This window comes from Notoacmeibacter sp. MSK16QG-6, from assembly GCF_024158145.1.
In the GTDB taxonomy this organism is placed as follows: Bacteria; Pseudomonadota; Alphaproteobacteria; order Rhizobiales; family Rhizobiaceae; genus Notoacmeibacter.
Genome location: NZ_JAMYXM010000001.1, coordinates 895,056 through 916,931 on the forward strand (window position 1 = coordinate 895,056; position 21,876 = coordinate 916,931).

Consider the following 21,876-nt stretch of genomic DNA (forward strand, 5'->3'; position numbering starts at 1 on the left):
CTTCGACCGGATCAGAACGCTTCGACCGGCACCGCCATCATTGTTTCCGAACCGGACTGGATACGAGCCAGGCGCGTCGCCGTTTCCGGCATAAGACGCTCCATGTAGAAACGCCCGAACTGCATCTTGGCTTCATAGAAGGCCTTGTCGCCCTCTCCGGCGTCGAGCTTTTCCTTAGCGGCCTTCGCCATAAGGCCCCACATATAGCCGATCGCGACAAGGCCGAAGAGGTGCATGAAATCGGTCGAAGCCGCACCGGCGTCATTGGGGTTTTTCATGCCGTTCTGCATCAGCCACATCGACGCAGCCTGCATGTCGTTCATGCCCTTCTTGATGTGCTTGGTGAAAATGGAAAGTTCCTCATCGCCGCGATTGGCCTCGCAGAACTCTCCGACCTCCTCGAAGAAGGCCATGACTGGCTTACCGTTTTTCATGCCGAGCTTGCGGCCGACCAGATCGAGCGCCTGGATGCCGTTGGCGCCCTCATAGATCATGGCGATGCGGGCATCGCGCACGAACTGGCTCATGCCCCACTCTTCGATATAGCCGTGACCGCCATACATCTGCTGAGCATTGGTGGCGTTTTCATAGCCCTTGTCAGTGAACACGCCTTTCAGCACCGGCGTCATCAGAGACAGCATATCGTCGGCGCTCTCCGCCTGCGGCGCATCGCCAGAACGATGATGCAGATCGGCCTTGAGCGCGCTCCACAGCATGAGCGCGCGCGCGCCTTCGTTAAAAGAACGGATCGTCAGAAGTGCACGTCGCACGTCGGGATGGACGATGATCGGATCAGCTTTCTGATCGGGCGCCTCAGCGCCGGTCAGAGCACGGCCCTGTAGCCGCTCCTTGGCGTAATTCGCGGCATTTTGGTAAGCGACTTCCGAGATGGAAAGTCCCTGAAGCGCCACACCGAGCCGAGCCTCGTTCATCATGGTGAACATGGCTTTGAGGCCCTTGTTTTCCTCGCCGACCAGCCAGCCTGTCGCTTCGTCGTAATTCATAACGCAGGTCGAGTTGCCGTGAATGCCCATCTTCTCTTCCAGCGATCCGCATGCGACGCCATTGCGCTCGCCGAGACTGCCGTCTTCGGTCACAAAGAACTTTGGCACGACGAAGAGAGATATGCCTTTGACGCCTTCCGGCGCGCCTTCGATGCGGGCGATGACAAGATGAATAATGTTGTCGGCCAGATCGTGCTCGCCGGCGGAGATGAAGATCTTCTGCCCGCTGATCTTGTAGCTACCATCGTCCTGCGGCACCGCCTTGGTGCGAAGAAGACCGAGATCGGTGCCGCAATGCGGCTCGGTCAGATTCATGGTGCCGGTCCATTCGCCGGACGTCATCTTCGGCAAATAGGTCTGCTTCTGATCCTCCGTTCCATGGGCCAGAAGCGCCGCGATTGCGCCTTGGGTGAGGCCAGGATACATGAGCAGAGCCATATTGGCCGAGGAGAAATATTCGCCCACTGCGCTATGAAGTGTGTAGGGCAGGTTCTGGCCGCCATACTCCTCAGGCACGGAAAGACCCATCCAGCCCGCTTCGCGATAGGCATTGAATGCGTCCTTGAACGCATCCGGCGTGGTCACGGATGAATCGTCGTGACGGACGCAGCCTTCCTGATCGCCGATTTGGTTCGTAGGCAGAATGATTTCTTCGGCCATACGCCCAGCCTCGCCAAGGATCGCCTCGACCATTTCCGGGTCGGCTTCGGCAAAACCGGGCAAATTGTTGTACTGGTGGAACTTCAGAACATCATTGAGAACGAACAGCGTGTCTTTTACGGGGGCCTGATAGACCGGCATCAACATCTCCTCCGAAACGAGATCCGCGGCCTTACCGGCCGCATTCAGTGTCGCGCTCATTATCGTATTTTGACGTTTCCGTAAACGTCAAAATTTTGCAGGACTGATTTTCCTGCCACGGCCAGAAGTGGTGCGTTGCCGGCTAAAGAAAAGCCCGCCTCCATGACGGAGACGGGCTTTCCTGAAAGAACTGTTCAACCGGTCAGGGGCGGCCAGCGGCCTCTTCCAGCGAAGTGCGGGCAACGGTCAGGGTCTGTTGAAGTTCGCCAATTGCGCCTTCAAGCTCCTGACGCTGCTTTTCCAGTCGGGCCAGTTGACGGGTACCCTTTTCGATGAGCACCTTCGTCTGGCGGTAGTTTGAACCGTTCGGCTCATAGAGATCCATGATCTGCTTAACTTCGCGAAGTGAGAAGCCGACACGGCGGCCGAGCATGATCAGCTTGAGACGAGTGATCGTCCGGCGATCGTAAAGGCGCGTGGTGCCGACGCGCCGTGGAGACACAAGTCCCTTGTCTTCGTAAAAGCGCAAAGCGCGCAAGGTGACGCCAAGCTGCTGGGCCACCTCGCCGATGCGCATATATTGGTTGCCGTTCTCGCCGACGCTGGCGTTCTCTTCGCCGCCCAGTTCATCGGCCGGCACCGAATTCGATTGTTCCGTCATGTCCCAGTCTGCGACCTTCGTTTGAACCTGTTTGTTAGTGCGTGAGCCTCAATCGACCTTTCCGCGAAACTGCGAAAACACCTGAGCGACCGGGTCGACGGCCGGTTCGCAATTTCCGCTCTCGATCGGGAGGCTACAAAGAAAACAGGCCAGGCAGCATTTGAACCACCCGGCTTTCTCTTACGTAAAGGTTGTATAAGGCTTTTCTAAGGTGATGCAATCCGTCAACAAGAGAGTTTCGTTCGTCTTAGAAAAATTGACCGTTTGGAAAAATTTGATAGCGCTGACATGCGTGGCGCGTCAACCGGGAATTAAGATATCTTAACCTGATGTTTACCATACCCGTCGAATGGTTGCCCTGCGTTGGGCCATCCACGCCAGGGCAGCATAGAATCCGTTTTGCCCACCGGCGATCATCCGCAAACTGGCCCGACACCCGCAAGGAGTTGACGCGCCGATGGAGACGAGACGAGACCCATTCGATCCGGCAAACGTCGGTCGCACTCGGCGGAACCCTTCGACGCTCGGTCATCTGAGCGAAAAACTCTCCGCAATCGAAAACCGGCTCGGCATGGGCGAAATCCGTCCGGCCAACTCCCCCTTCGCAAGAAGCAAGACCGCAAGCGATCTCGACCAATTGCGCGAGCAGCTACGCGACGAGCTGCGTCGCACGATCAACGAAGAATTTCACGCGTTGCGGCAGCGTCTGGGTTCTGTACTCGACGATGTCGACGCCGGTCGCACGCAGGATGTCTCGACGGAACTGGCGCGCCTCAGCAAAGCTGTCGCCGATCTCTCCTCGTTTGGCGAATCGCAAGGCGTCGATACGCTCCACAACGAAATGGGCGAAATGAAGCGGCGGCTCGACGAGCTTGCCCGTGAAGAAACGCTACGCGAAGCCTCCAGCCGCTGGGATCAGTTGGACAAACGCTGGTCGCATTTCGAACGCCAGATGAACCGGGACGCAGAATCTCGTGGCGCGAGCGAAAAAACCCTGTCGCGCCTTCAGCAGCGGATCGAGACGATTGGCGACAACGTCTCCAACCTTCCGCAATCACATTCCATCGGCGCAATGCAGGACGACATTCGTTCACTGATCGAAACCGTGCAGAAACGCGCCGGCAATGGCTTGTCGCAAAGCGCTCTCGATACCATCGATGCGCGGCTGGACGAGCTATCCCGCGCGCTCGTCTCCGCCCAGTCCAGACCGGCGGAATTCGATACCGGGCCTCTGGAACGAATCGAGGCGCGGCTTTCCACGCTTGCCAAGCAGGTCGAACCGCCACAGACAATCGGTCCGGAAGCGGCCGAGATCGCAAAGCGCATGGAGGCCCTCACCGAGCGTGTCGAGACTCTTGCCGGCCGGTCCGAGGCGGCAGACAGCGCCATTGAGCGGATCGCCCACCAACTCGGAACCTTGACCGAGCATTTGGAGAAAGCGCCGCCGCCGGTCGACCTCTCGCCGATCCTGTCCGCCGTGGAATCGCGAATCGAAACGGTTGTCACTTCACTGGAACGCAGCCATCGCGATGCCAGGGATCACTCCGAAGCGATGTTCCGCGAACTCGATGCGAAATTCGAGAAAACAAGCCGAGCGACACCCGCAAGTTTCGCCAATGAGACGACCGAGCGCGCGCTTGGCGAGATCGAAGAGCGGCTTTCGCGCATTACCGATCGCATGAATTCCGAAGCCGAGCATAGCGAGGCGGAGCGCCAGTCGCTGCTGAACATACTGGATGAGCGTTTCAATGCACTCTCCGACCGGATGCACGAGTCGATCAGCGATGTCAGTTCGAAAGGCAATGAAAGCTTTGACGCCCTGCAAAACCGGCTTTCGGCACTCAGCGACCAGGTGGAAAGTGGCGCTGGTGGCGCGGCCAGTGCGGCTCACTCGGAGGCGATCGCCAATCTCGAGCACCAGATAGCCGAGCTCTCAGCCTATCTGTCCGGATCCGAAGGACGCAACGATGCCGTTGCCGACCTTGCGCCACGGCTAAGCGAAATCGAGCAGGGCCTTCAGCGCAGCCAGGACGAGATGATGGAGGCGGCGCGCCAGGCCGTTGAAAACACACTGCGTACGATGCAGGCGGATAATCCCGGCTCGGCAGAAGCGATGAGCAGTCTCGGCAACGATCTGCGGACACTCGAAGAACTCTCCCGACGTACCGAAAATCGGAATGCGCGGACCTTTGAAGCCATCCACGAAACAATGCTGAAGATCGTGGATCGTCTGGCTGTCATCGAAGAAGGCAGTCTTGGATTCGCCGCGACCGGCCAGTCGCCAGAATCGCAATCGATGGCCGAACAGGCCGGCATTCCAGCCACCGAGCGTATGGCTTTCGACGCGGCGCACACGCCGCCGCTCGGCGAGACAGCGCTTGCCACAATCGAAGCGCTTGGCCCTCACACGGATGGTTCCGTCGACCCGGCCGACGACGAAGCGTTTCTCCGGGAATTCGTTCAGGCGGAAGGTGAAGAACCGGCTTTGCCAACTGAAATGGAGCAGCCGCTTCCGCCCGAACCCGACACGCCGGACGAGCCGATGGAACCTGGTTCCGGTGCCCCGGATCTCGATGCGGTCATCGGCAAGATTCAGGCTGAACGGAACGAGCCGGCGGTGGACAATGCCTATCCAAGCCATACCAGAAACGCCAAAGCGGATTTCGTGGCGGCGGCGCGGCGCGCTGCCCAAGCAGCGGCGGCCGATGCCGAGAACGAGCCGAGCGGTGATGGAAGCAACACCAGAAGCCGCCGAGGCGTTGCATCAAGGGTCAAGCTACCCCTTATCTTGATCGCGCTCGTGGCCATCCTTCTGTTCGGCGGATGGCAGCTCTTCAATACCTTCTATGCAAGGCAAATGCCGGTCGCGCCGATAGAGCCTGCCGTTACCGCGCCTGAACCGGTGGAGGACACCGCCGCTGCTGCTGGCGACGCGTCCGCCGAAGCTGAGGACGCGCTGGTCAATGGTACAGCCGCACCAGCGGCTGGCGAAGTGGATCCTGCGCCAGAGGCGGAGCCGATGGACGAGCCGGTTTCCAGAGCCAATGACACCGAACAGCCCCTCGCCGGGGATACGGCCGCCGATGCCGATGCCGCGGTTGTGACGGATACTCCCGCGATTGAGAGCGGGGACGCCGCGGCAATCGATGAACGCTCCATCTCTTTCGGCAATGCGGCACTTCAGAAAGCCGTTGCGGAAGGCGAGCCGGCAGCCTGGCACGAAGTGGGCGCTCGTTATGCTGAGGGTCGCGGTGTCGAACGCGATATGGAAACGGCAGCGGACTGGTTCACTGCCAGCGCAGAGGCCGGCTACGTGCCTGCCGAATACCGTACCGCCCTGGCCTATGAAAAAGCGATGGGCGTGGAGCGCGACGCGCAGACCGCGCTAGCCTGGTACCAAAAGGCCGCCGATGCCGGCAATGCCAGCGCCATGCACAATCTGGGCGTTCTTTTCGCGCAGGGCGCTGTCGGCGCCCCCGACAACCAGCAGGCGCGCAAATGGTTCATGGATGCAGCGGAATTCGGCATTCGTGACAGCCAGTTCAATCTCGGCATTCTCAACGCACGCGGCATTGGGGCACCGCAGGATCTGGTGCAGAGCTACAAATGGTTTGCGCTGGCGGCCAAGAATGGCGACACCGATGCCGCCGATAAACGCGATGAAGTGGCCCAGGCTTTGCGACCCGAACAGTTGGAGCGCGCGCGCGGCATCGTCGAACTCTGGAAACCGAAGGCTCTCGACCCTGCCGTGAACGAGCACTTGCCCGATCCGGCCTGGCTCGACGCCAAGAAGGATGACACGACTGCCAGCGTGGATATGAAAAAGGCCATCCTCAATATTCAGGGCATTCTGAACAATCATGGCTACGACGCCGGACGTCCGGACGGCGTTATGGGTGAGAAAACCAAAGCGGCAATCCGTGCTTTCCAAAAGGACAAAGGTCTGGCGGTCACTGGCGCTATCGACGAAAACCTCGTTCAGGCCCTTCTCGCGGCCAATATAGCCAAGCCGGTTGACGCAGAAGCAGCAGCGGCCAATTAGCGGCGGTAAGGGCGTGGCCACAAGGCGGCTCGCCATGACCGTCGCGAAGGGAGCCGCGCCATGCAAATCGTTATTCACCACAATCCCGCATGTGGAACGTCACGCAATGTCGTCGCCATGGTGCGCGAAGCAGGGTTCGAACCCGTCATTATCGAATATTTGAAGACCGGCTGGTCCAAGCCTCAGCTTCAGGCGCTTTTCGCCGCAGCCGGGCTCAAGCCGCATGAGGCCCTGCGCGTCAAGGGGACCGATGCCGAAGAGCGCGGCTTGACCGAGGCATCGGTGGATGATGAGACGCTTCTGGAGGCAATGGTCGAGAACCCGATTTTCGTCAATCGTCCGATCGTCTGCTCATCACGTGGGGTCCGGTTGTGCCGGCCGAGCGAAATGGTTCTCGATCTCCTGCCGCCCGGCGCGCTCGATCGTTTTGTCAAGGAAGATGGCGAAGAGGTTCGTCCCAGCGAAGGCTGATTTCCACCTCCGAGACCCGCCGTTTAGAGTGACGAAGCCGCATCCATGCCCGATCTAACCGATCTGCCGAATATCGACGCGTCCCAGTTTCCGGTCATCGATTTTTCCAATTACATTTCCGCAGACGATGATGGACACCCGCCTCGCATTCTTCTTCTCTACGGATCTTTGCGAGATCGTTCTTATTCGCGTTTTTCTGCCGAAGAGGCAGGACGGCTGCTCGAGGCCATGGGTGCCGAGATCCGTTTCTTCGATCCGAGGGGATTGCCGCTTGCGGACTCAATCGAACCCGATCATCCGAAAGTCGCCGAACTGCGTGACCTTGCATTCTGGAGCGAGGGCATGGTTTGGAGCACGCCGGAGCGCCACGGGGCAATGACGGGCATCATCAAGAACCAGATCGACTGGCTTCCGCTCTCGCTCGGCGGCGTCCGACCGACACAGGGACGCACTCTCGCCTTGATGCAGGTGTGCGGAGGAAGCCAAAGCTTCAACGCGGTCAATCAGTTGCGCATTCTGGGGCGGTGGATGCGTATGGTGACGATCCCAAATCAATCATCAGTGGCAAGAGCTTGGGACGAGTTCGACGAAGACGGCCGAATGAAGCCGTCGCCCTATTACAATCGCATCGTCGACGTGACGGAAGAACTGATCAAGTTCACCCTGATGGTCCGGGGGCGGGATACGGCCCTGACAAACCGTTATTCCGAGCGGGTCGAGAGCGCTGCAAAGCTATCGGCACGTGTCAATCAACCAAAACTTTAAGTCGTAGCAGCAGAGCGTTTGACACCGGGCGCTTGGGGGCGCATCAAGATGGCCGGGTGGGGCGCATAAATCGTTGTTTTTCGATCAGGCCGAGGTGGCGTGAGCATCTACCTTCCCATCGCGGAGATATCCGTCAACGTTCTTGTTCTTATCCTGATGGGCGGGGCGGTCGGTTTTCTGTCGGGACTTTTCGGCGTAGGTGGCGGCTTTTTGATCACGCCGCTCCTGATTTTCTATAATATCCCGCCAAGCGTTGCCGTGGCCACCGGCGCCAATCAGGTTATCGCCTCGTCATTCTCCGGCATGCTCGCGCACCTCAAGCGCGGTACGGTCGATGTTAAGCTTGGCCTGTTCCTTCTTGCTGGCGGGGTCGCCGGGGCATTTGTCGGCACGCAAGTTTTTCGATTTCTGCGCGAGCAGGGCCAACTCGATCTCGTCGTTTCCTTGCTCTACGTGGTTTTTCTCGGCATTATCGGCGGGCTGATGCTTACCGAGAGTCTGCGGGCGCTGCGCCGATCGCGGGGTGGCAAGCAGGTGCCGATGCGGCGGGCTGGCGAGCATAACTGGGTTCACGGGCTGCCGCTGAAGATGCGCTTCCGTCAGAGCCGTATTTTTGTGTCGATCATCCCCGTTATCGCCCTGGGTGTATTCGTCGGATTTCTGTCGGCGATCATGGGTGTCGGCGGCGGCTTCATTATGGTGCCGGCAATGATCTACTTGCTGAAAGTGCCGACCAATGTCGTCATCGGTACTTCTCTCTTCCAGATCGTGTTCACATCGGCTTTCACCACGGTCAGCCATGCGATGACCAACCAGACCGTCGACATTATCCTGGCGGTTGCGCTGATGGCCGGCGGGGTGGCTGGCGCTCAATATGGCGCGAAAGTGGGCCAGAAACTGCGCGGCGAACAATTGCGCGCGCTTCTGGCGCTTCTCGTTCTGCTGGTCGGTCTGCGACTTGGCTTCGATCTCGTTGTCACGCCCGACGATCTGTTCTCCGTCGCGGCGGGAGGCGCCTGACCGATGCGCCTTCTTGCGATCCTGATTCTTTTCATCCTGTCCGGTCAGGCTCTGGCCCAGACAAAAGTGCCGGACGCTATCGGCCCGCAGCCGCAAATCCAGATCGGGCTGTCGACCGATACGATTTACATCACATCGGACTTTACCGGCGCGGTGCTGACGGTCTTCGGCACCGTCACGCAGATGTCAGGAAGCCCCGAGTCCGCCGAGAGCATCTACAGCATCGCGGTCACACTCGAAGGGCCGCGCCAGACGGCGGTCGTGCGCAAGAAGAACCGCGTCTTCGGGATATGGGTGAACACGCAGTCGGAAGAATTGCGCAATGTTCCCCTTTCCTATTCCATCGCGACATCCAGCGAAATGGGTGGGCCGGCGGGTGAAACCGTTCTTTCCGACCTCGGCATCGGCGTCGATGCGATTGCTGCCGGCACCCTTCAGAAAGATGCGGAGATGAAGGATTTCGTGGAGGCGCTTCGGCGGCAGCGTATCGAAGGCGGCCTCTACACAAAAAACGACGATTCCGTTCAGTTTCTATCCGGTCCGCTGTTTCGCGCACGCCTCAGCCTGCCTGCTGAAATACCTGTCGGTCTTCATGTCGTGGAAGCTTTCATGTTCGCCAATGGCCGGCTGGTCGACCGTGTTTCGCTGCCGCTCCGCATCGCCAAGAGCGACTGGGAGCAAACGATTAGCAGGACGGCGCGCAACAATTCGCTCATCTATGGCTTATTGGCCGTCGTGCTCGCCGTCGTCACCGGATGGCTCGGTCGCCTCGTCTTCAAACGGGACTGATTTGCGCTATGTTTGCAGCGCGCGAGTGGGGTGGGAGATTGACGCATGACCGGGACAGACATCGAGGAACAGAACGCCGCTACGGCTAATCTTCTGGTTTTTGGTGGATATCTTCCCTTCGCGGTCCTGACGCTCTTTTTCCTGTTCCCCGAAATTGCGCCGCTGACACGTTCCGGCAGCCTCATCATGCTGATCGGTTATGGCGCGGTGATCCTCTCCTTCCTCGGAGGAATTCGCTGGGGTTTGGCGACGGCGCGCAACGATGAGGCCTCCGCCCGCGAGCTTCTGACATCCGTTGTGCCGTCCTTGATTGCATGGATGTGTCTGACCCTACCCAGCGCACCGTCTCTCGTGCTGCTGGCCGTCACTTTCGTCTGGCATTACTTTTGGGATAGGCGACATGCGGAAAAGCATCGTCTGCCGGGCTGGTTTCTGCCGCTTCGACGGCGCATTACGATTGCGGTGGTGCCGACATTGCTGATCGCGGCCGTCGCCGTTCTGCTTTAAAGTCTTTCAATCTGGCACAAGGTGCTGGGCGCGGACGCAGAAGACACGCTCTTCGCCCAACATAAATGCGCAAAAGCGCGACCAGTCGAACAGGCCGGCATAAGCCGTGTGCCGCACATTCAAACACCCGGCATAGGCGCCAAAGGCCGGCAGGATCATCCGACTGCCATCGGAGGCGAAACACGGCGCGCGAACGGCCCTGCCCCGCTGCACGACCCGCGCGCCGGGATGAAGATGCCCGGCAACTTCCCCATCCACCGCACCGGGAAGCGGTTCGTGGCGGAATACCAGATTGCCCGCCTTCAGCGTTTCCATCGATCGCCCTGGCAGCCCTTCCGGCGGGGCGGGATCGTGATTGCCAGCGATCCAGATCCAGTCTCGCCCCTCCATAAGGGCATGCAACGCGCTTCGGTCCTGAATATTCATGCGGCCAGCGCCGCCATCGTCGTGGAAGCTATCGCCGAGCGCGACTACCCGGCCGGGACGCCAGTAGTCCATCACCGCGCCGAGCCGTTTCAGGGTTTCGCCGGTATCGTAAGGTGGCAGCATCATGCCGCGCCGCGCGAAACTCGAGCCCTTTTCAAGGTGAAGATCGGCGACGACGAGCGTATCCATTTCAGGCAACATCATCACGCCGGACCGGTCGAGCAGCACGACATGGCCCGCCAGCCGGTGCGGCGCGACGCCGGTCATTTCAAGTTCGTCCTTCCGAAGGGGCCTGCCCAATACCGAACGCCTCCATTTCCAGCTCTTCGGCAAGCTCGGAAAGAAGAGGGTCCGTGCCGCCGGCGACACGCTCACGGCCAATCTCCATCATGATGGGGACAGCCAGCGGCGAAATCCGATCCAGCGGTTTATGCATGATTCGGCCCCTGATGCGGGAGAGCATTTCCGCAACGCGGCGGACATCGAGCAGTCCCGTTGCGGCATCCTGCCGGGTTGCCTTGAGGACGATATGGTCAGGCTCATGCGTTCGCAGCACGTCATAAACGAGGTCGGTCGAAATCGTCACCTGCCGTCCGCTCTTCTCCTGTCCGGGATGGCGCCGTTCGATCAGGCCCGCAATCAGCGCGCAATTGCGAAAGGTGCGCTTCAGCATGAAGCTCTCGTCGAGCCAGGCCTCCAGATCGTCGCCCAGCATGTCCTCATCGAACAGCGTGCCGAGATCGAGCGAACCATCCTCGATCATCGCCGTCAGATCGCCATGGGCCCAGATGCAGAGCGTATAGTCGCTTGCGACGAAGCCGAGCGGGCGCGCGCCGGCGCGCTCCATACGGCGAGTCAGGAGCATGCCGAGCGTCTGGTGCGCGAGCCGGCCTTCGAAGGCGTAGGCGACAAGGTAATGGCGCCTGCCGCGCGGAAAGGTCTCGATCAGAAGGCGGTCGGGCGGCGGGATGACGCTGCGCTCTTCCTGAAGGCGGAGCCAGTCCGCAACCTGATCGGGCAAATCCTTCCAGCGCTCCGGATCGGCCAGCATGCCGCGAACGACTTCCGCGAGATAGGTCGTCAGCGGAAACTTGCTGCCGCCGTAGTTCGGAATGCGCGGGTCTTCGGTTTCGGCGTCGGTAACGAGGCAGTCCTGCTCGACGATCGCCTCGAAGCGCACCGTCCTTCCCGCAAAGATGAAAGTGTCGCCGGCGGTGAGGCTTTCCAGAAAGGCCTCCTCGATCGTGCCGAGCGGAAAGCCACCGCGCACCGGGCCGCGCCGGCGCGCGCGTATGAGCCGAATCGTCAGCGTGTTGGCGGCGACGATGGTGCCTATATTCATGCGATATTGCTGCGCCGTGCGGGGATTGGCGACACGCCAGAGGCCCTCGTCCGTCCGCCTGATTTTGGCATAGCGATCATAGGCGCGGAGCGCGTAGCCGCCGGTCGCGACGAAATCGACCGCCTGTTCGAACGTCTCCCAATCGAGGTTCTGATACGGCGCGGCTGACGTGATCTCATCGTATAGCGCCGCGGCGTCGAACGGGTCGGCGCAGGCCATGCCGAGAATATGCTGGCAAAGCACGTCGAGCGCGCCATCGCTGAGTGGCGGCGTGTCCTGATGGCCGAGGTAATTCGCTTCCAGCGCTGCTTCGCATTCCATCACCTCGAACCGATTGGCCGGCACGAGAATCGCCTCGGACGGTTCGTCCATGCGATGGTTTGATCGGCCGATGCGTTGCGCCAGGCGGCTGGCCCCCTTCGGCGCGCCGACATGGACGACCAGATCGACATCGCCCCAGTCGATACCGAGATCGAGCGTGGAGGTGGCGACGATCGCACGCAGGCTACCGGCCTGCATGGCGGCCTCGACGCGGCGGCGCTGGCCGACATCGAGCGAGCCGTGATGAAGCGCGATGGGCAGGCTGTCCTCATTGCTCTTCCAGAGTTCGGCAAACAGCGATTCCGCCTGGCTGCGGGTGTTGACGAAGAGGATCGTCGTCTGGTGCCGCTTGATCGCCTCCATCACTTCGGGAAGCGCGTATTTGGCGGAATGGCCTGCCCAGGGCACACGGTCATCGGACTTCAGTATCTGGATGTTCGGTTTGGCGCCCCCGGCCACCTCGATGATCTCGCTCATCGGCGGCGGATCGCTGACGTCCTGTGCCACGAGCCAGCGGCGCAGGTCGTCCGGCCAGGCAACGGTGGCGGACAGGCCGATCGTCTGAAGATCCGGATGTATTCGTCGCAATCGCGCCAGCCCGAGCGACAGCAGGTGGCCGCGCTTGCTCGTCACCAGTGAATGCAGTTCATCAAGCACGACATAGCGCAGGCCGCCGAAAAAGCGGTCGCTGTCGCCATGGCTGAGAAGGAGCGCCAATTGCTCTGGCGTCGTCAGCAGAATATCGGGAGGCGCGCTTTTCTGGCGTTTGCGCTTGGAGACAGGCGTATCGCCGGTGCGGGTCTGGATATCGACAGGAAGACCGATGCCCTCGACAGGCGTCTTCAGATTGCGTTCGATATCGGTCGCGAGCGCCTTGAGCGGAGAAATGTAGAGCGTATGAACGCCCCTCAATCGCTCTGCCGATCCGGGAGCCGGGCGGCCCCGCTCGTGAAGGTCGACCAGCGATGGCAGAAAGCCCGCCAGCGTCTTACCGGCCCCGGTCGGAGCTATGAGTAGCACCGACTTTCCGGCTTGGGCCGTAGAAAGAAGTTCAAGCTGGTGGGCGCGAGGCGACCACCCGCGCTGGGTAAACCAGCGCAGAAAAGGCGCCGGCAGATGCGCCGAACCTACTTCCACGTCCGTCTTGATAAACTTCTGTTCCACGATGGGGAGATAGGCAACGCGGCGGTGCGAGGAAAGCGAATGCAACTTTGTTGAGAGCATGAAATGACTTTAGGCCACTCGCTTCGGCTCCATTCGCTCGGCAACCCGTGACTGGCGGGCGATGGCTTCTGCCCCAACGCCCATCCGACGCGCGATGCGAGATCGCGCTGATAGAAGCCTTGGATCGTCGGGGCGCAGGCCAAGGGTGGTCATGAACTCGGCACGGCTCTTCTCGCGCAGCTCGTCCGCGCTTACCGCGGTGCCGAACATATGATCGACCACCTCGCCGCCGGGGGTAACGTGGTAGTTCTTGGTGAAATCGCGAAAATGATGCTGGGCGTGAGAGGTCGCCGCTTTCTGTTCGATCCAGGATCTCTTCACGGGCAGGTGCGAGACCATATGAAACCACTCATAGGCGATGAAGGTCGCTACACCGCCGACCAGAACAAGAGCCGCAGCATGAACGAAGGGCGACGGCACCCCCAGCAACGCCATGATTCCCCAAAAAACGCCGAGATTGATAAACGCCATCGGCACGGCAAACCAGACCGGCACGAAAAGAAGCCGTTCGGCGCTCGGAAAATCGTGATGGCCGTAATGCGCCTCGTAAAGCACGTCGAACCAGAATTGCGAACGCGGCGGCGGCAAATGGAAGACGAACCGGTGAATAAGATATTCATTGGTGATCTGCGCCGCGACACCGAACGGGATGACGGCGAGCAGGGTCCAGGTGAAATGTGTAGCGACAATGCCGATGCCGATGCCGAGCAAAACGAGCATCGCGATCACACCGTGATGCGACAAAAGAAGCCTGATCCGTTTCCGCATCTCTGGCATTCCTCCCGACCCGCCGCCGGACGGGCGATAACCGTCCGTTCCGATAGCTCTCTATCGTAACCGGCGATTGCCGGCATGTCATCAACCTTTACGTAAAGGTCAGGAGCATGAATCACCGGGCGACATATCGGTCGTTGCGGTGATTGATAGCCAGAAAGAGATTCAGAACCACTGCACCGATAATCGAATACATGACGGCTGCGGGTGTGACGACGAAGAAGGCCAGCGCCAGCACGAGCAGATCAATCGCGAGTTGGGTCAATCCGGCGCGCCAGCCGAACCGGTTCTGAAGGTAAAGGGCCAGTATCCCTGCGCCGCCGAGGCTGGCCCGGTGCCGAAACATGGCGAGCAGGCCAAAACCCAGGAGCACACCGGCGACGACGGCGCCGGCCAAAGGTTCAATCGCGCCAAACTGCAAGAGGCGCGGCTGCAGCCATGTTAAAAGAGATAAAAATCCGACGCCCAGGAAAGTCTTGATCGTGAACGCCCAGCCAAGCTGTGAAACGGCCAGCACGTAGAAAGGTATGTTCAGCAGGAAGTAAACCAGACCGACGTTGAACCCCGTTGCATATGAAATGACGAGCGCCAGGCCAGCGGTCGACCCTGTCAGGAAACCGAGATGGGCCAGGATGGCGATACCGATTGCGGCACTCACGCATCCGGTAAAGATTCCCTGTGCGTCTTCGGCAGGCGTGTGGTGGGTTGCGGTGGCGTGCCAATCGCCAAAGCGTCTCTTCATCAAATGGCTCCCTCGATCTTATGAAGCCTTATGATGCAGCGCACAATCGCACCAGCCGATTGTTCGGGCGCGTGGTATTCCCATATTGCATGCTATGCGCGCCTCCGATCTTCTTCATACGCGGCCCGAAGGTCTTTACTGCCCGCCCGGCGATTTCTTCATCGATCCGGTCAAGCCCGTAGAGCGCGCGCTCATCACCCACGGCCATGCCGACCACGCCCGCCCCGGCCATGCGAAGGTTCTGGCGAGCGACCAGACGCTGGACATCATGGCGATCCGCTATGGAGGGGATTTTTGCGGCGAGCGGCAGATCGCGGCGCTCGGCGAGACGCTCGATCTGAACGGCGTGAAGATCACCTTCCGACCCGCCGGGCATGTTCTCGGATCGTGTCAGATCGTGGTCGAAAAAGATGGCACCCGCATCGTCGCGTCCGGCGATTACAAGCGGCGACACGACCCTACATGTCTGCCTTTCGAGGTTGTCCCGTGCGATGTCTTCATCACCGAAGCGACCTTCGCGTTGCCGGTCTTTCGCCATCCGGACACCGCCGAGGAGATTGCCCGCCTGATCGAAAGCGTCCGCCAGTTTCCCGAACGCGCCCATGTCGTGGGCGCCTATGCGCTGGGCAAGGCGCAGCGCGTGATCAGAATGCTCCGCGACGCCGGTCACGATGCTCCGATCTATATTCACGGCGCGATGCAGAAACTGTGCGACTATTACGTCAGCCAAGGCGTTGATCTCGGCGAACTGCGTCCGGCTACCATCGACCGCAAGCAGAAGGACCAGTTCGCCGGCGCAATTATCGTCGGTCCGCCCTCCGCTTTTGCGGACCGATGGGCGCGACGTTTTCCCGATCCGGTCGCCTGCTTCGCTTCCGGCTGGATGCGCATTCGCCAGAGAGCGCGTCAGCGAGGTGTCGAGCTGCCGCTCATTCTTTCAGATCATTCCGATTGGGATGAATTATGCGACACCATCCATGAGACCGGCTGTTCTGAAGTCTGGGTGACGCATGGTCGGGAAGAGGCACTCGTTCGCTGGTGCGAATTGCAAGGCATCAGGGCGCGCCCGCTTCATCTGGTCGGGTATGAGGACGAAAACGAATGAGGATTGGCGCCCGAAGTCTCCTGTTGCTGTTGGCCGGCCTCTCAACCGGACTTTCCGGCCCGGCGCACGCTTCTTCCGAGGAAGCGTGGGAAGAATTGACACGCGATGTCGACCGCGCATGCCGCGCAATTGCAGACGAACAGGCATTAAATATCGACGCCCTGCGCATTGATCCATTTGGCGACCAGGACAATGCATATGCTCTGCTGCAAACCTCGGAGGACAATGCGGACGATGAGGTTCGCATCTGCCGCTATGACAAGGCGAGCGGAACGGTCACGCTATCCAGCCCACTTATGCCGAGCCAAAATGACGCCAAGGCGAATGACGCTGCGACGTCGATAGAACCCGGCGGTGAAACGGATCTGGTGTTTGCCGACGGTCCATTTCCCATGACATCCGCAGACCGCCGCGAGCTGTCGGCCCTACCGGCGCGCATATCCGGAACCATCGAAGCGCTTCGCGCCGATGGCTGGCCGGCGGATACTCTGGCGGAAATGGTTCTGCAGAAGCTTGCAAGCGGTCAGACGCGTCTCAGCGCCGTCCGTCCGGGGCGATACCAGTGCAATGTCTTCTGGTATGGTTTTCTGGAGAATTCCCGGCAATTCCTCGGCACTCATCGATGCCGCGTGGAGCGGGACCGACTTGGCAATCTGGTTATTCTCAAACTGACCGGGCAAGGCCTAAACGCAACCCTTCTGGAGATCGAAAGCGGCGGCATCGCTTTTGCCGGGCGTAACGCGCCGTCCGGCAGCCTCGCCGAACCCTACGATCCTGAGCGGCCGACCGACCGGCTAAACAACAATTTCGGCAATGTCGTGGGCAGAGTCCTGACTGACGGACGGCGCATTTATCTCGTCGACATCAACCAGCGCGGAATGACAGAAGAGGACGCAAGTTATTTTCAGGTCATCGAACTGGTGCCATAGCCCGCTTCGATAAACCGCTAGCGTCATAATCTGGCGCTGCTCTCGGGGTCGTGGGCGGTGCATGCCTCTTTGCCTAGGTATGTTATATGCGCATGGCAGCCATCGCTGCGCCTATATTGCGAGAGCCTATAGGAGCCTCTACTTCGAGATGGAACAAAGGAGTAGACGGATGGCCCGTAACCGCAAATATTTCAGCCGCCTCGTCGCTGACACAGCTGACGTTTTCGCTGTCGCTTACAAGGCTCAGGCGCTGGCCTCGATGTCGGATGCCGATTTTCATGCGCGCGGCACAACCCGCGAAAAAGCGTTGCGCAAACTGATGGATCTTTCCTGATATCCTCCGATTGACGAGCCTGCTGCGGCGCCTTCATGGCGCGGCATCAGCTTCGGTATCAGTGAAAAACGCATTTTATCGCCTGCCGGGCTTCGTGGTCGCCATGGGATAGGTTTCGCCTATTTCAGTCGCAATGAAAGCCTTCGCTGAGCTCCTTGACCGCCTCGTTCTAACGCCGTCTCGAAACGGTAAAATTCGCCTTCTGGTCGACTATTTCGGCGCAACGCCCGATCCTGATCGTGGCTACGCACTGGCGGCGATTACCCGTGATCTCGATATTTCGGGCATCAAGCCCGGCATCTTGCGCGCGCTCGTCACCGAACGGATGGATGAGACGCTCTTCCGCTATTCCTACGACTATGTCGGCGATCTGGCTGAAACCGTAAGCCTGGTCTGGCCTGAGCCGGAAGAGCCGGTGCGCGTCAATCGCGACCCCTCTCTGGGCGAGGTCGTCGAAACCTTTCTGGAAACCTCGCGCTCCGATGGGCCGGCTGTTCTCACCGATCTGCTGGATCGGCTGGATTCATCCGGTCGCTATGCGGCGATAAAGCTCTTCACGGGGGGAATGCGGATCGGAGTTTCGGCGCGGCTGGCCAAGCAGGCGCTGGCCGAGTTCGGCGATAAGGACATCACCGAAATCGAAGAGATGTGGCATGGCCTCGAACTGCCTTACGAAGACCTCTTCGCATGGCTGGAAGGGCGGGCGAACAAGCCGGAGCACGGCGCGCTGGCTCTGTTCCGCCCGGTGATGCTGGCGACAGCCCTAGAAGAGCCCGACTATGACAGGATCGTTCCGGAAAACTACGTCGCCGAATGGAAGTGGGACGGCATTCGCGTGCAACTCGTCGCCGAGGGAGAGCGGCGGCGTGTCTATTCTCGAACGGGTGACGATATCGGGCACAGCTTTCCCGATCTTGTGGAAGCGATGGACTTCGAAGGCGCTATAGATGGTGAACTCCTCGTTGGCCATCCCGAAACGCATAACGACCAGCTTGCGGTCGGCACCTTTTCCGACCTTCAGCAGCGGCTGAACCGAAAAACCGTCTCTGCCAAGCTCATGAAGAGCCATCCGGTTTTCGTACGCGCCTATGACCTTCTCTCCGAGGGCGAAGAAGACCTCCGCGCCCTACCCTTTTCCGAGCGGCGCAAAAGGCTGGAGGCTTTTATTGAAAAACTCGATCCGGCGCGGTTTGATCTGTCCGAACAGATCGCTTTCGCTGACTGGGGCGAACTCAACGATCTACGCTGCAATCCCCCGCATCCGATCATCGAGGGGGTGATGATCAAGCGGCACGAAAGCGCCTACGTGCCGGGCCGCCCCAAGGGCGAGTGGTTCAAATGGAAGCGTGATCCGTTCACGGTCGATGCGGTGCTGATGTATGCTCAGCGCGGGCACGGCAAGCGGTCGAGCTTCTATTCGGACTACACATTCGGTGTCTGGACGCTCGACGAGGACGACCGGCAAATTCTGGTGCCGGTCGGTAAGGCCTATTTCGGTTTCACCGACGCCGAACTGAAGCAGATCGACAAATATGTGCGCGACAATACGATCGATCGCTTCGGGCCGGTGCGATCCGTCAGGGCAACGCCGGAGAGCGGGCTTGTTCTCGAAATCGCATTCGAGGGACTGCAGGCTTCCAGTCGCCACAAGAGTGGTGTCGCCATGCGCTTTCCGCGCGTGTCGCGCCTTCGCTGGGACAAGCCGAGCGCTGAAGCCGACACCCTCGAAAATCTCAAACAGTTGCTTGACGAAACCCGCGGCAAGGCATCGCGGGGACGGCCCGCCTGATCCTAGGTGTCGCCAACCAGAAGAATAACGCTAAGCAAATCGACTTCGCTGCCAGCTTCGGGCACAGCGATGCGAATTTCTCCATCGTCTTCGGGCGACCCTTCGCCCATTCTGCCGGCGAACAGAAGATCGCCTGCCGTTGCCTCGACCTTGTAACGCCGGTTGCCGCAATCGCCGAGGCCAGCGAAATCGCATGAGACCAGCAAGGCCGCACCGTCATCCGCCGTCGAACTGGCGCGCACGGCGACCGTGAAAGGAAGGCCGGCAAGATCGGCCAGTTGCTCGCGACCGATGGGAATGATGACCGCATCGTTGTCCGAGCCGCCGCCGGTCACATGAAGAGCCATGGCCTGACCGGTCTCGACAATCGATGTCTCCAGTTCGCCCCCCTGACTTGGGATAGAGCGGTTTCCGGCATCGTAAAGAACGAATTGCGTTCGATCGTCAGCACTGCTGCCCAGGCGCGCCTCAGGCGTATAATCCTCGCCAGGTTCGACTTCTTCCAAAAACTGCTCAAGCACGAATTCGTAATCGGCATTGGAGACAACCCAAAAGCCGACCCCGATCAGAACGAAGACCACGACAGTGGAGATCAAAAGAAACCAGACGAAAGGTTTGCGGCGCGGGCGGCCGTCACTTTCCCGGTCGCGTCGCTTCCGGCCGTCTCTACGAAAACGCCTCTTTCCAGCGCCATCGGCGCGTTCATCCGGCGCCATGCGGATTGGGGCCGAATGGATGTCGACCTCTGTATCGACGGTCTCCCCGGCCGGAGCATCGAGTGTCGGTTCGAGCCGTTCTCCGGTCGTGACCCGCTGCTTTTCCGGCGCGACGGCTGCCGTCCATTGCGGCGAGGCCGCCATGTCGGGTTCGCTCTGCGGCAGATCGAATGTCGGCTCCGCGCGCGGTCCATCCGGCGGAACGCTCCGATTCACCGAAGGAGCGGTGGCCGGCATGTAATCCTTCTCAATCTCGGCAATTGAATCGACCAAGCGCTGGCGGCGAGCGTCCCGCGCCATCGGATCGGTCACGCCTTCCTTGTCGAGCGCGCTCTCCAGCGCATGCTGAGCGGACTGATAGACGCGCTCCCGATGAGCCGGGTCGGCCGCATTGCCCTTTGTAAGAGCCGTTCTTATGGCCTTGCCGATCGCGTCCAAGCCCGTCCTCCGATTTCATTGCCTCTCCCGATATTTGCCGGAGGAGAGCGGATAAACAAGGCAGTCGGGACAGTTAAAGGCTTGTATCGACACATTTGAGCCGTTTCAGCCATCCAAATCGCCGCGTTCCCGCCATGCGGCGCGAAGAGCGGAGGCGATCTCCCTCAGGCTGGAAGCCAGATCGACATCCTCATCCCAGGGGTTCAGACCCAACGCAGCATAGACATTTGCGAAGGCCGTCTGCAGATCGGCATAGGCGACATCGAAGCGGCTGGAAGCGACCAGCGTATTCATCTCTTCGCGGATCAAGGTCTGCTGCGATTGGGCCGCAGCCGCCATGCCAGCCTGGGTCTGACGCAGGATCTGCCGCTGAATATCGAGGAATTCGGCGGTGTCGATTGCTTCACGACGCAAATGCGCATAGCGCGCCTTGGCGACATAGACCTGCGTGACGATAGCCATGGTCAGCGCCTTTTCCTGCGCCGCCAGAAGTTCCCGGTCGGCTTTCACCATCTTTCGTCGCGCAGGGTACTGGAATAGCTTCATGGCGTTCCAACCGATCCGGGTGCCGAGCAACGCCCAGTTGGAGTTGTAAAGCAGATCGTTGCTGTCATAAGCGACGCCGGCGGTCAGCGACGCTGTTGGCAGCGCTTCCAGCAAGGCTGCTCTGGTCTCGGCTTCGTTGATGCGCTTCTTGTAGAGAATTTCGCGGAATTCCGAGCGATTGGTCAGGGCGATTTGCAGAAGAGTGTCGATATCCTGAAGGCGCGTATCGAGATCGACAATCGTCCGTTTCGGTTCAATGATTTTGTAGGCTGTGCCCGGCCTCAGCCCCATCAATCCGGCAAGTTCGAGCTTGGCGGTCTTGAGCTGGCGCTCGACCTGCCCGATCTCACGGCGGATATCGACCAGTTCGCGCTCATAAGTCAGCGTCGCGAGCGGCGAAGTCTGGCCGCTGGCTCGCAGACGCCGATTATCGTCGAGCGTCTTTTTCACTTGCCCTTCCAGCCGGCTGAAACCGTCCAGAAGCTGATCGGCAGACAGAGCCTTCCAATAGGCGGTGCGGACTTCTTCGACGATGCGAACGACGACCCGCCGCCGCAGTTCTTCGGCAATCAACGCCTTGTCCGCCGACTGCTTGGCGCGAACATAGGATAGGCCGAAATCCAACACGTTATAGCTAAACTTCAGATCGGCCGAAACATTGCTTTTCTCAGTACTCGTCGTCGGTTCGGCAGAAAGCGAATTGCTGAAGATCGAGCGGGAATAGGACGCATTTTCGTTGCTGCGCATATCGTAGCCTGCGCTGGCCATCAGCTTGGGCAGCATGCCAGTCGTCGCCGATGCCAATTCCTTTTGCGCTAGCGCAATTCGCATGACCTCGACACGGTGATCGAGATTATATTTCAGCGCACGCGCCATCGCCTCGTAAAGACCGATCGGTCCGTCAATCGGCTCCTGATCGATGTCGAGCGATGCCAGATTCTGGTTTGCCGCCGTCTCGACCTGCAGAAAGGAAAGTGGCTCCGTCGTAACCGAACAAGCGGAAAGAAATATTGCTGATGCAACGGTCGGACCAACTATCCGGAGGCCGAATGGCTGGCAAGCTCTACTCGATTTACGCATAACTCATACTACCCTAAATTGCGGCTCGGATCGCACGGCTCCGCGCCAAA

General features: G+C 59.9%; 18 protein-coding genes. 10 read left to right on the forward strand and 8 right to left on the reverse strand.

The window, feature by feature from the left end:
- Positions 1-11: 11 nt before the first annotated feature.
- Both NIM86_RS04275 and NIM86_RS04280 read right to left on the reverse strand, forming a co-directional pair.
- Positions 12-1,805 (reverse strand): acyl-CoA dehydrogenase C-terminal domain-containing protein, encoded by a 1,794-nt coding sequence (locus NIM86_RS04275; RefSeq protein WP_253380707.1) that lies wholly within the window; start codon positions 1,803-1,805, stop codon positions 12-14.
- A 202-nt stretch (positions 1,806-2,007) separates the two neighbouring features.
- Entirely contained in the window at positions 2,008-2,466 is a 459-nt protein-coding gene (locus tag NIM86_RS04280) for a MerR family DNA-binding transcriptional regulator (RefSeq protein ID WP_371872830.1), read from the reverse strand.
- A gap of 457 nt (positions 2,467-2,923) precedes the next feature.
- On the opposite strand from NIM86_RS04280, the gene NIM86_RS04285 reads away from it, so the two are divergent.
- The 6 genes from NIM86_RS04285 to NIM86_RS04310 all read left to right on the forward strand — a co-directional run bounded on the left by NIM86_RS04285 (position 2,924) and on the right by NIM86_RS04310 (position 10,060).
- On the forward strand, positions 2,924-6,508 hold the full coding sequence (locus tag NIM86_RS04285; protein WP_253379445.1) for a peptidoglycan-binding protein: 3,585 nt from the start codon (positions 2,924-2,926) through the stop codon (positions 6,506-6,508).
- A 60-nt stretch (positions 6,509-6,568) separates the two neighbouring features.
- Complete coding sequence (arsC, locus tag NIM86_RS04290) at positions 6,569-6,979, forward strand: arsenate reductase (glutaredoxin) (protein ID WP_253379447.1); 411 nt, start codon at positions 6,569-6,571, stop codon at positions 6,977-6,979.
- A 45-nt stretch (positions 6,980-7,024) separates the two neighbouring features.
- On the forward strand, positions 7,025-7,744 hold the full coding sequence (gene arsH, locus NIM86_RS04295) for an arsenical resistance protein ArsH (RefSeq protein ID WP_253379449.1): 720 nt from the start codon (positions 7,025-7,027) through the stop codon (positions 7,742-7,744).
- A gap of 99 nt (positions 7,745-7,843) precedes the next feature.
- Complete coding sequence (locus tag NIM86_RS04300) at positions 7,844-8,764, forward strand: TSUP family transporter (protein ID WP_253379451.1); 921 nt, start codon at positions 7,844-7,846, stop codon at positions 8,762-8,764.
- A gap of 3 nt (positions 8,765-8,767) precedes the next feature.
- Complete coding sequence (locus NIM86_RS04305; protein WP_253379454.1) at positions 8,768-9,553, forward strand: TIGR02186 family protein; 786 nt, start codon at positions 8,768-8,770, stop codon at positions 9,551-9,553.
- A 45-nt stretch (positions 9,554-9,598) separates the two neighbouring features.
- Positions 9,599-10,060 carry a DUF3429 domain-containing protein gene (locus NIM86_RS04310; RefSeq protein WP_253379456.1) on the forward strand — a complete coding sequence of 154 codons (462 nt, stop codon included), beginning with the start codon at positions 9,599-9,601 and terminating at the stop codon, positions 10,058-10,060.
- Between the two features lie 6 nt (positions 10,061-10,066).
- On the opposite strand, the gene pdeM is transcribed toward NIM86_RS04310, so the two are convergent.
- The 4 genes from pdeM to NIM86_RS04330 form a co-directional block, all read right to left on the reverse strand.
- Entirely contained in the window at positions 10,067-10,753 is a 687-nt protein-coding gene (pdeM, locus tag NIM86_RS04315) for a ligase-associated DNA damage response endonuclease PdeM (protein ID WP_253379458.1), read from the reverse strand.
- Between the two features lies 1 nt (position 10,754).
- Positions 10,755-13,373, reverse strand: coding sequence for a ligase-associated DNA damage response DEXH box helicase (locus NIM86_RS04320; RefSeq protein WP_253379460.1), 2,619 nt, complete (start codon positions 13,371-13,373; stop codon positions 10,755-10,757).
- A 9-nt stretch (positions 13,374-13,382) separates the two neighbouring features.
- On the reverse strand, positions 13,383-14,141 hold the full coding sequence (locus NIM86_RS04325) for a sterol desaturase family protein (RefSeq protein WP_253379465.1): 759 nt from the start codon (positions 14,139-14,141) through the stop codon (positions 13,383-13,385).
- Between the two features lie 121 nt (positions 14,142-14,262).
- Entirely contained in the window at positions 14,263-14,889 is a 627-nt protein-coding gene (locus NIM86_RS04330; protein ID WP_253379466.1) for a YitT family protein, read from the reverse strand.
- A gap of 94 nt (positions 14,890-14,983) precedes the next feature.
- Here NIM86_RS04330 and NIM86_RS04335 point away from each other — a divergent pair, with 94 nt between their 5' ends.
- From NIM86_RS04335 to NIM86_RS04350, 4 genes are all read left to right on the forward strand, one after another.
- Positions 14,984-15,994: a ligase-associated DNA damage response exonuclease gene (locus NIM86_RS04335; protein WP_253379468.1), complete on the forward strand. Its 1,011-nt coding sequence runs from the start codon at positions 14,984-14,986 to the stop codon at positions 15,992-15,994.
- Complete coding sequence (locus tag NIM86_RS04340) at positions 15,991-16,923, forward strand: hypothetical protein (protein ID WP_253379470.1); 933 nt, start codon at positions 15,991-15,993, stop codon at positions 16,921-16,923. The genes NIM86_RS04335 and NIM86_RS04340 overlap by 4 nt, the downstream gene beginning before the upstream one ends.
- A 169-nt stretch (positions 16,924-17,092) precedes the next feature.
- Positions 17,093-17,257 (forward strand): hypothetical protein, encoded by a 165-nt coding sequence (locus tag NIM86_RS04345; protein WP_253379473.1) that lies wholly within the window; start codon positions 17,093-17,095, stop codon positions 17,255-17,257.
- A 133-nt stretch (positions 17,258-17,390) separates the two neighbouring features.
- Complete coding sequence (locus tag NIM86_RS04350; protein WP_253379475.1) at positions 17,391-19,046, forward strand: cisplatin damage response ATP-dependent DNA ligase; 1,656 nt, start codon at positions 17,391-17,393, stop codon at positions 19,044-19,046.
- A gap of 2 nt (positions 19,047-19,048) precedes the next feature.
- Here the strand turns inward: NIM86_RS04350 and NIM86_RS04355 are convergent, their stop codons facing one another.
- Together NIM86_RS04355 and NIM86_RS04360 are read right to left on the reverse strand one after the other, a co-directional pair.
- Positions 19,049-20,200: a hypothetical protein gene (locus NIM86_RS04355; RefSeq protein WP_253379477.1), complete on the reverse strand. Its 1,152-nt coding sequence runs from the start codon at positions 20,198-20,200 to the stop codon at positions 19,049-19,051.
- A 105-nt stretch (positions 20,201-20,305) separates the two neighbouring features.
- Positions 20,306-21,826: a TolC family protein gene (locus tag NIM86_RS04360; RefSeq protein WP_253379479.1), complete on the reverse strand. Its 1,521-nt coding sequence runs from the start codon at positions 21,824-21,826 to the stop codon at positions 20,306-20,308.
- Positions 21,827-21,876: the final 50 nt, after the last annotated feature.

Excerpts from the sequence above, each read along its gene's own strand:
- NIM86_RS04310 (WP_253379456.1), top strand. The coding sequence starts at position 9,599 with ATGACCGGGACAGACATCGAGGAACAGAACGCCGCTACGGCTAATCTT.
- arsH (WP_253379449.1), top strand. The coding sequence starts at position 7,025 with ATGCCCGATCTAACCGATCTGCCGAATATCGACGCGTCCCAGTTTCCG.
- NIM86_RS04360 (WP_253379479.1), bottom strand. The coding sequence starts at position 21,826 with ATGCGTAAATCGAGTAGAGCTTGCCAGCCATTCGGCCTCCGGATAGTT.
- NIM86_RS04325 (WP_253379465.1), bottom strand. The coding sequence starts at position 14,141 with ATGCGGAAACGGATCAGGCTTCTTTTGTCGCATCACGGTGTGATCGCG.
- NIM86_RS04330 (WP_253379466.1), bottom strand. The coding sequence starts at position 14,889 with ATGAAGAGACGCTTTGGCGATTGGCACGCCACCGCAACCCACCACACG.
- NIM86_RS04285 (WP_253379445.1), top strand. The coding sequence starts at position 2,924 with ATGGAGACGAGACGAGACCCATTCGATCCGGCAAACGTCGGTCGCACT.
- NIM86_RS04305 (WP_253379454.1), top strand. The coding sequence starts at position 8,768 with ATGCGCCTTCTTGCGATCCTGATTCTTTTCATCCTGTCCGGTCAGGCT.
- NIM86_RS04350 (WP_253379475.1), top strand. The coding sequence starts at position 17,391 with ATGAAAGCCTTCGCTGAGCTCCTTGACCGCCTCGTTCTAACGCCGTCT.
- arsC (WP_253379447.1), top strand. The coding sequence starts at position 6,569 with ATGCAAATCGTTATTCACCACAATCCCGCATGTGGAACGTCACGCAAT.
- NIM86_RS04280 (WP_371872830.1), bottom strand. The coding sequence starts at position 2,466 with ATGACGGAACAATCGAATTCGGTGCCGGCCGATGAACTGGGCGGCGAA.
- pdeM (WP_253379458.1), bottom strand. The coding sequence starts at position 10,753 with ATGACCGGCGTCGCGCCGCACCGGCTGGCGGGCCATGTCGTGCTGCTC.
- NIM86_RS04320 (WP_253379460.1), bottom strand. The coding sequence starts at position 13,373 with ATGCTCTCAACAAAGTTGCATTCGCTTTCCTCGCACCGCCGCGTTGCC.
- NIM86_RS04340 (WP_253379470.1), top strand. The coding sequence starts at position 15,991 with ATGAGGATTGGCGCCCGAAGTCTCCTGTTGCTGTTGGCCGGCCTCTCA.
- NIM86_RS04335 (WP_253379468.1), top strand. The coding sequence starts at position 14,984 with ATGCGCGCCTCCGATCTTCTTCATACGCGGCCCGAAGGTCTTTACTGC.
- NIM86_RS04275 (WP_253380707.1), bottom strand. The coding sequence starts at position 1,805 with ATGCCGGTCTATCAGGCCCCCGTAAAAGACACGCTGTTCGTTCTCAAT.
- NIM86_RS04345 (WP_253379473.1), top strand. The coding sequence starts at position 17,093 with ATGGCCCGTAACCGCAAATATTTCAGCCGCCTCGTCGCTGACACAGCT.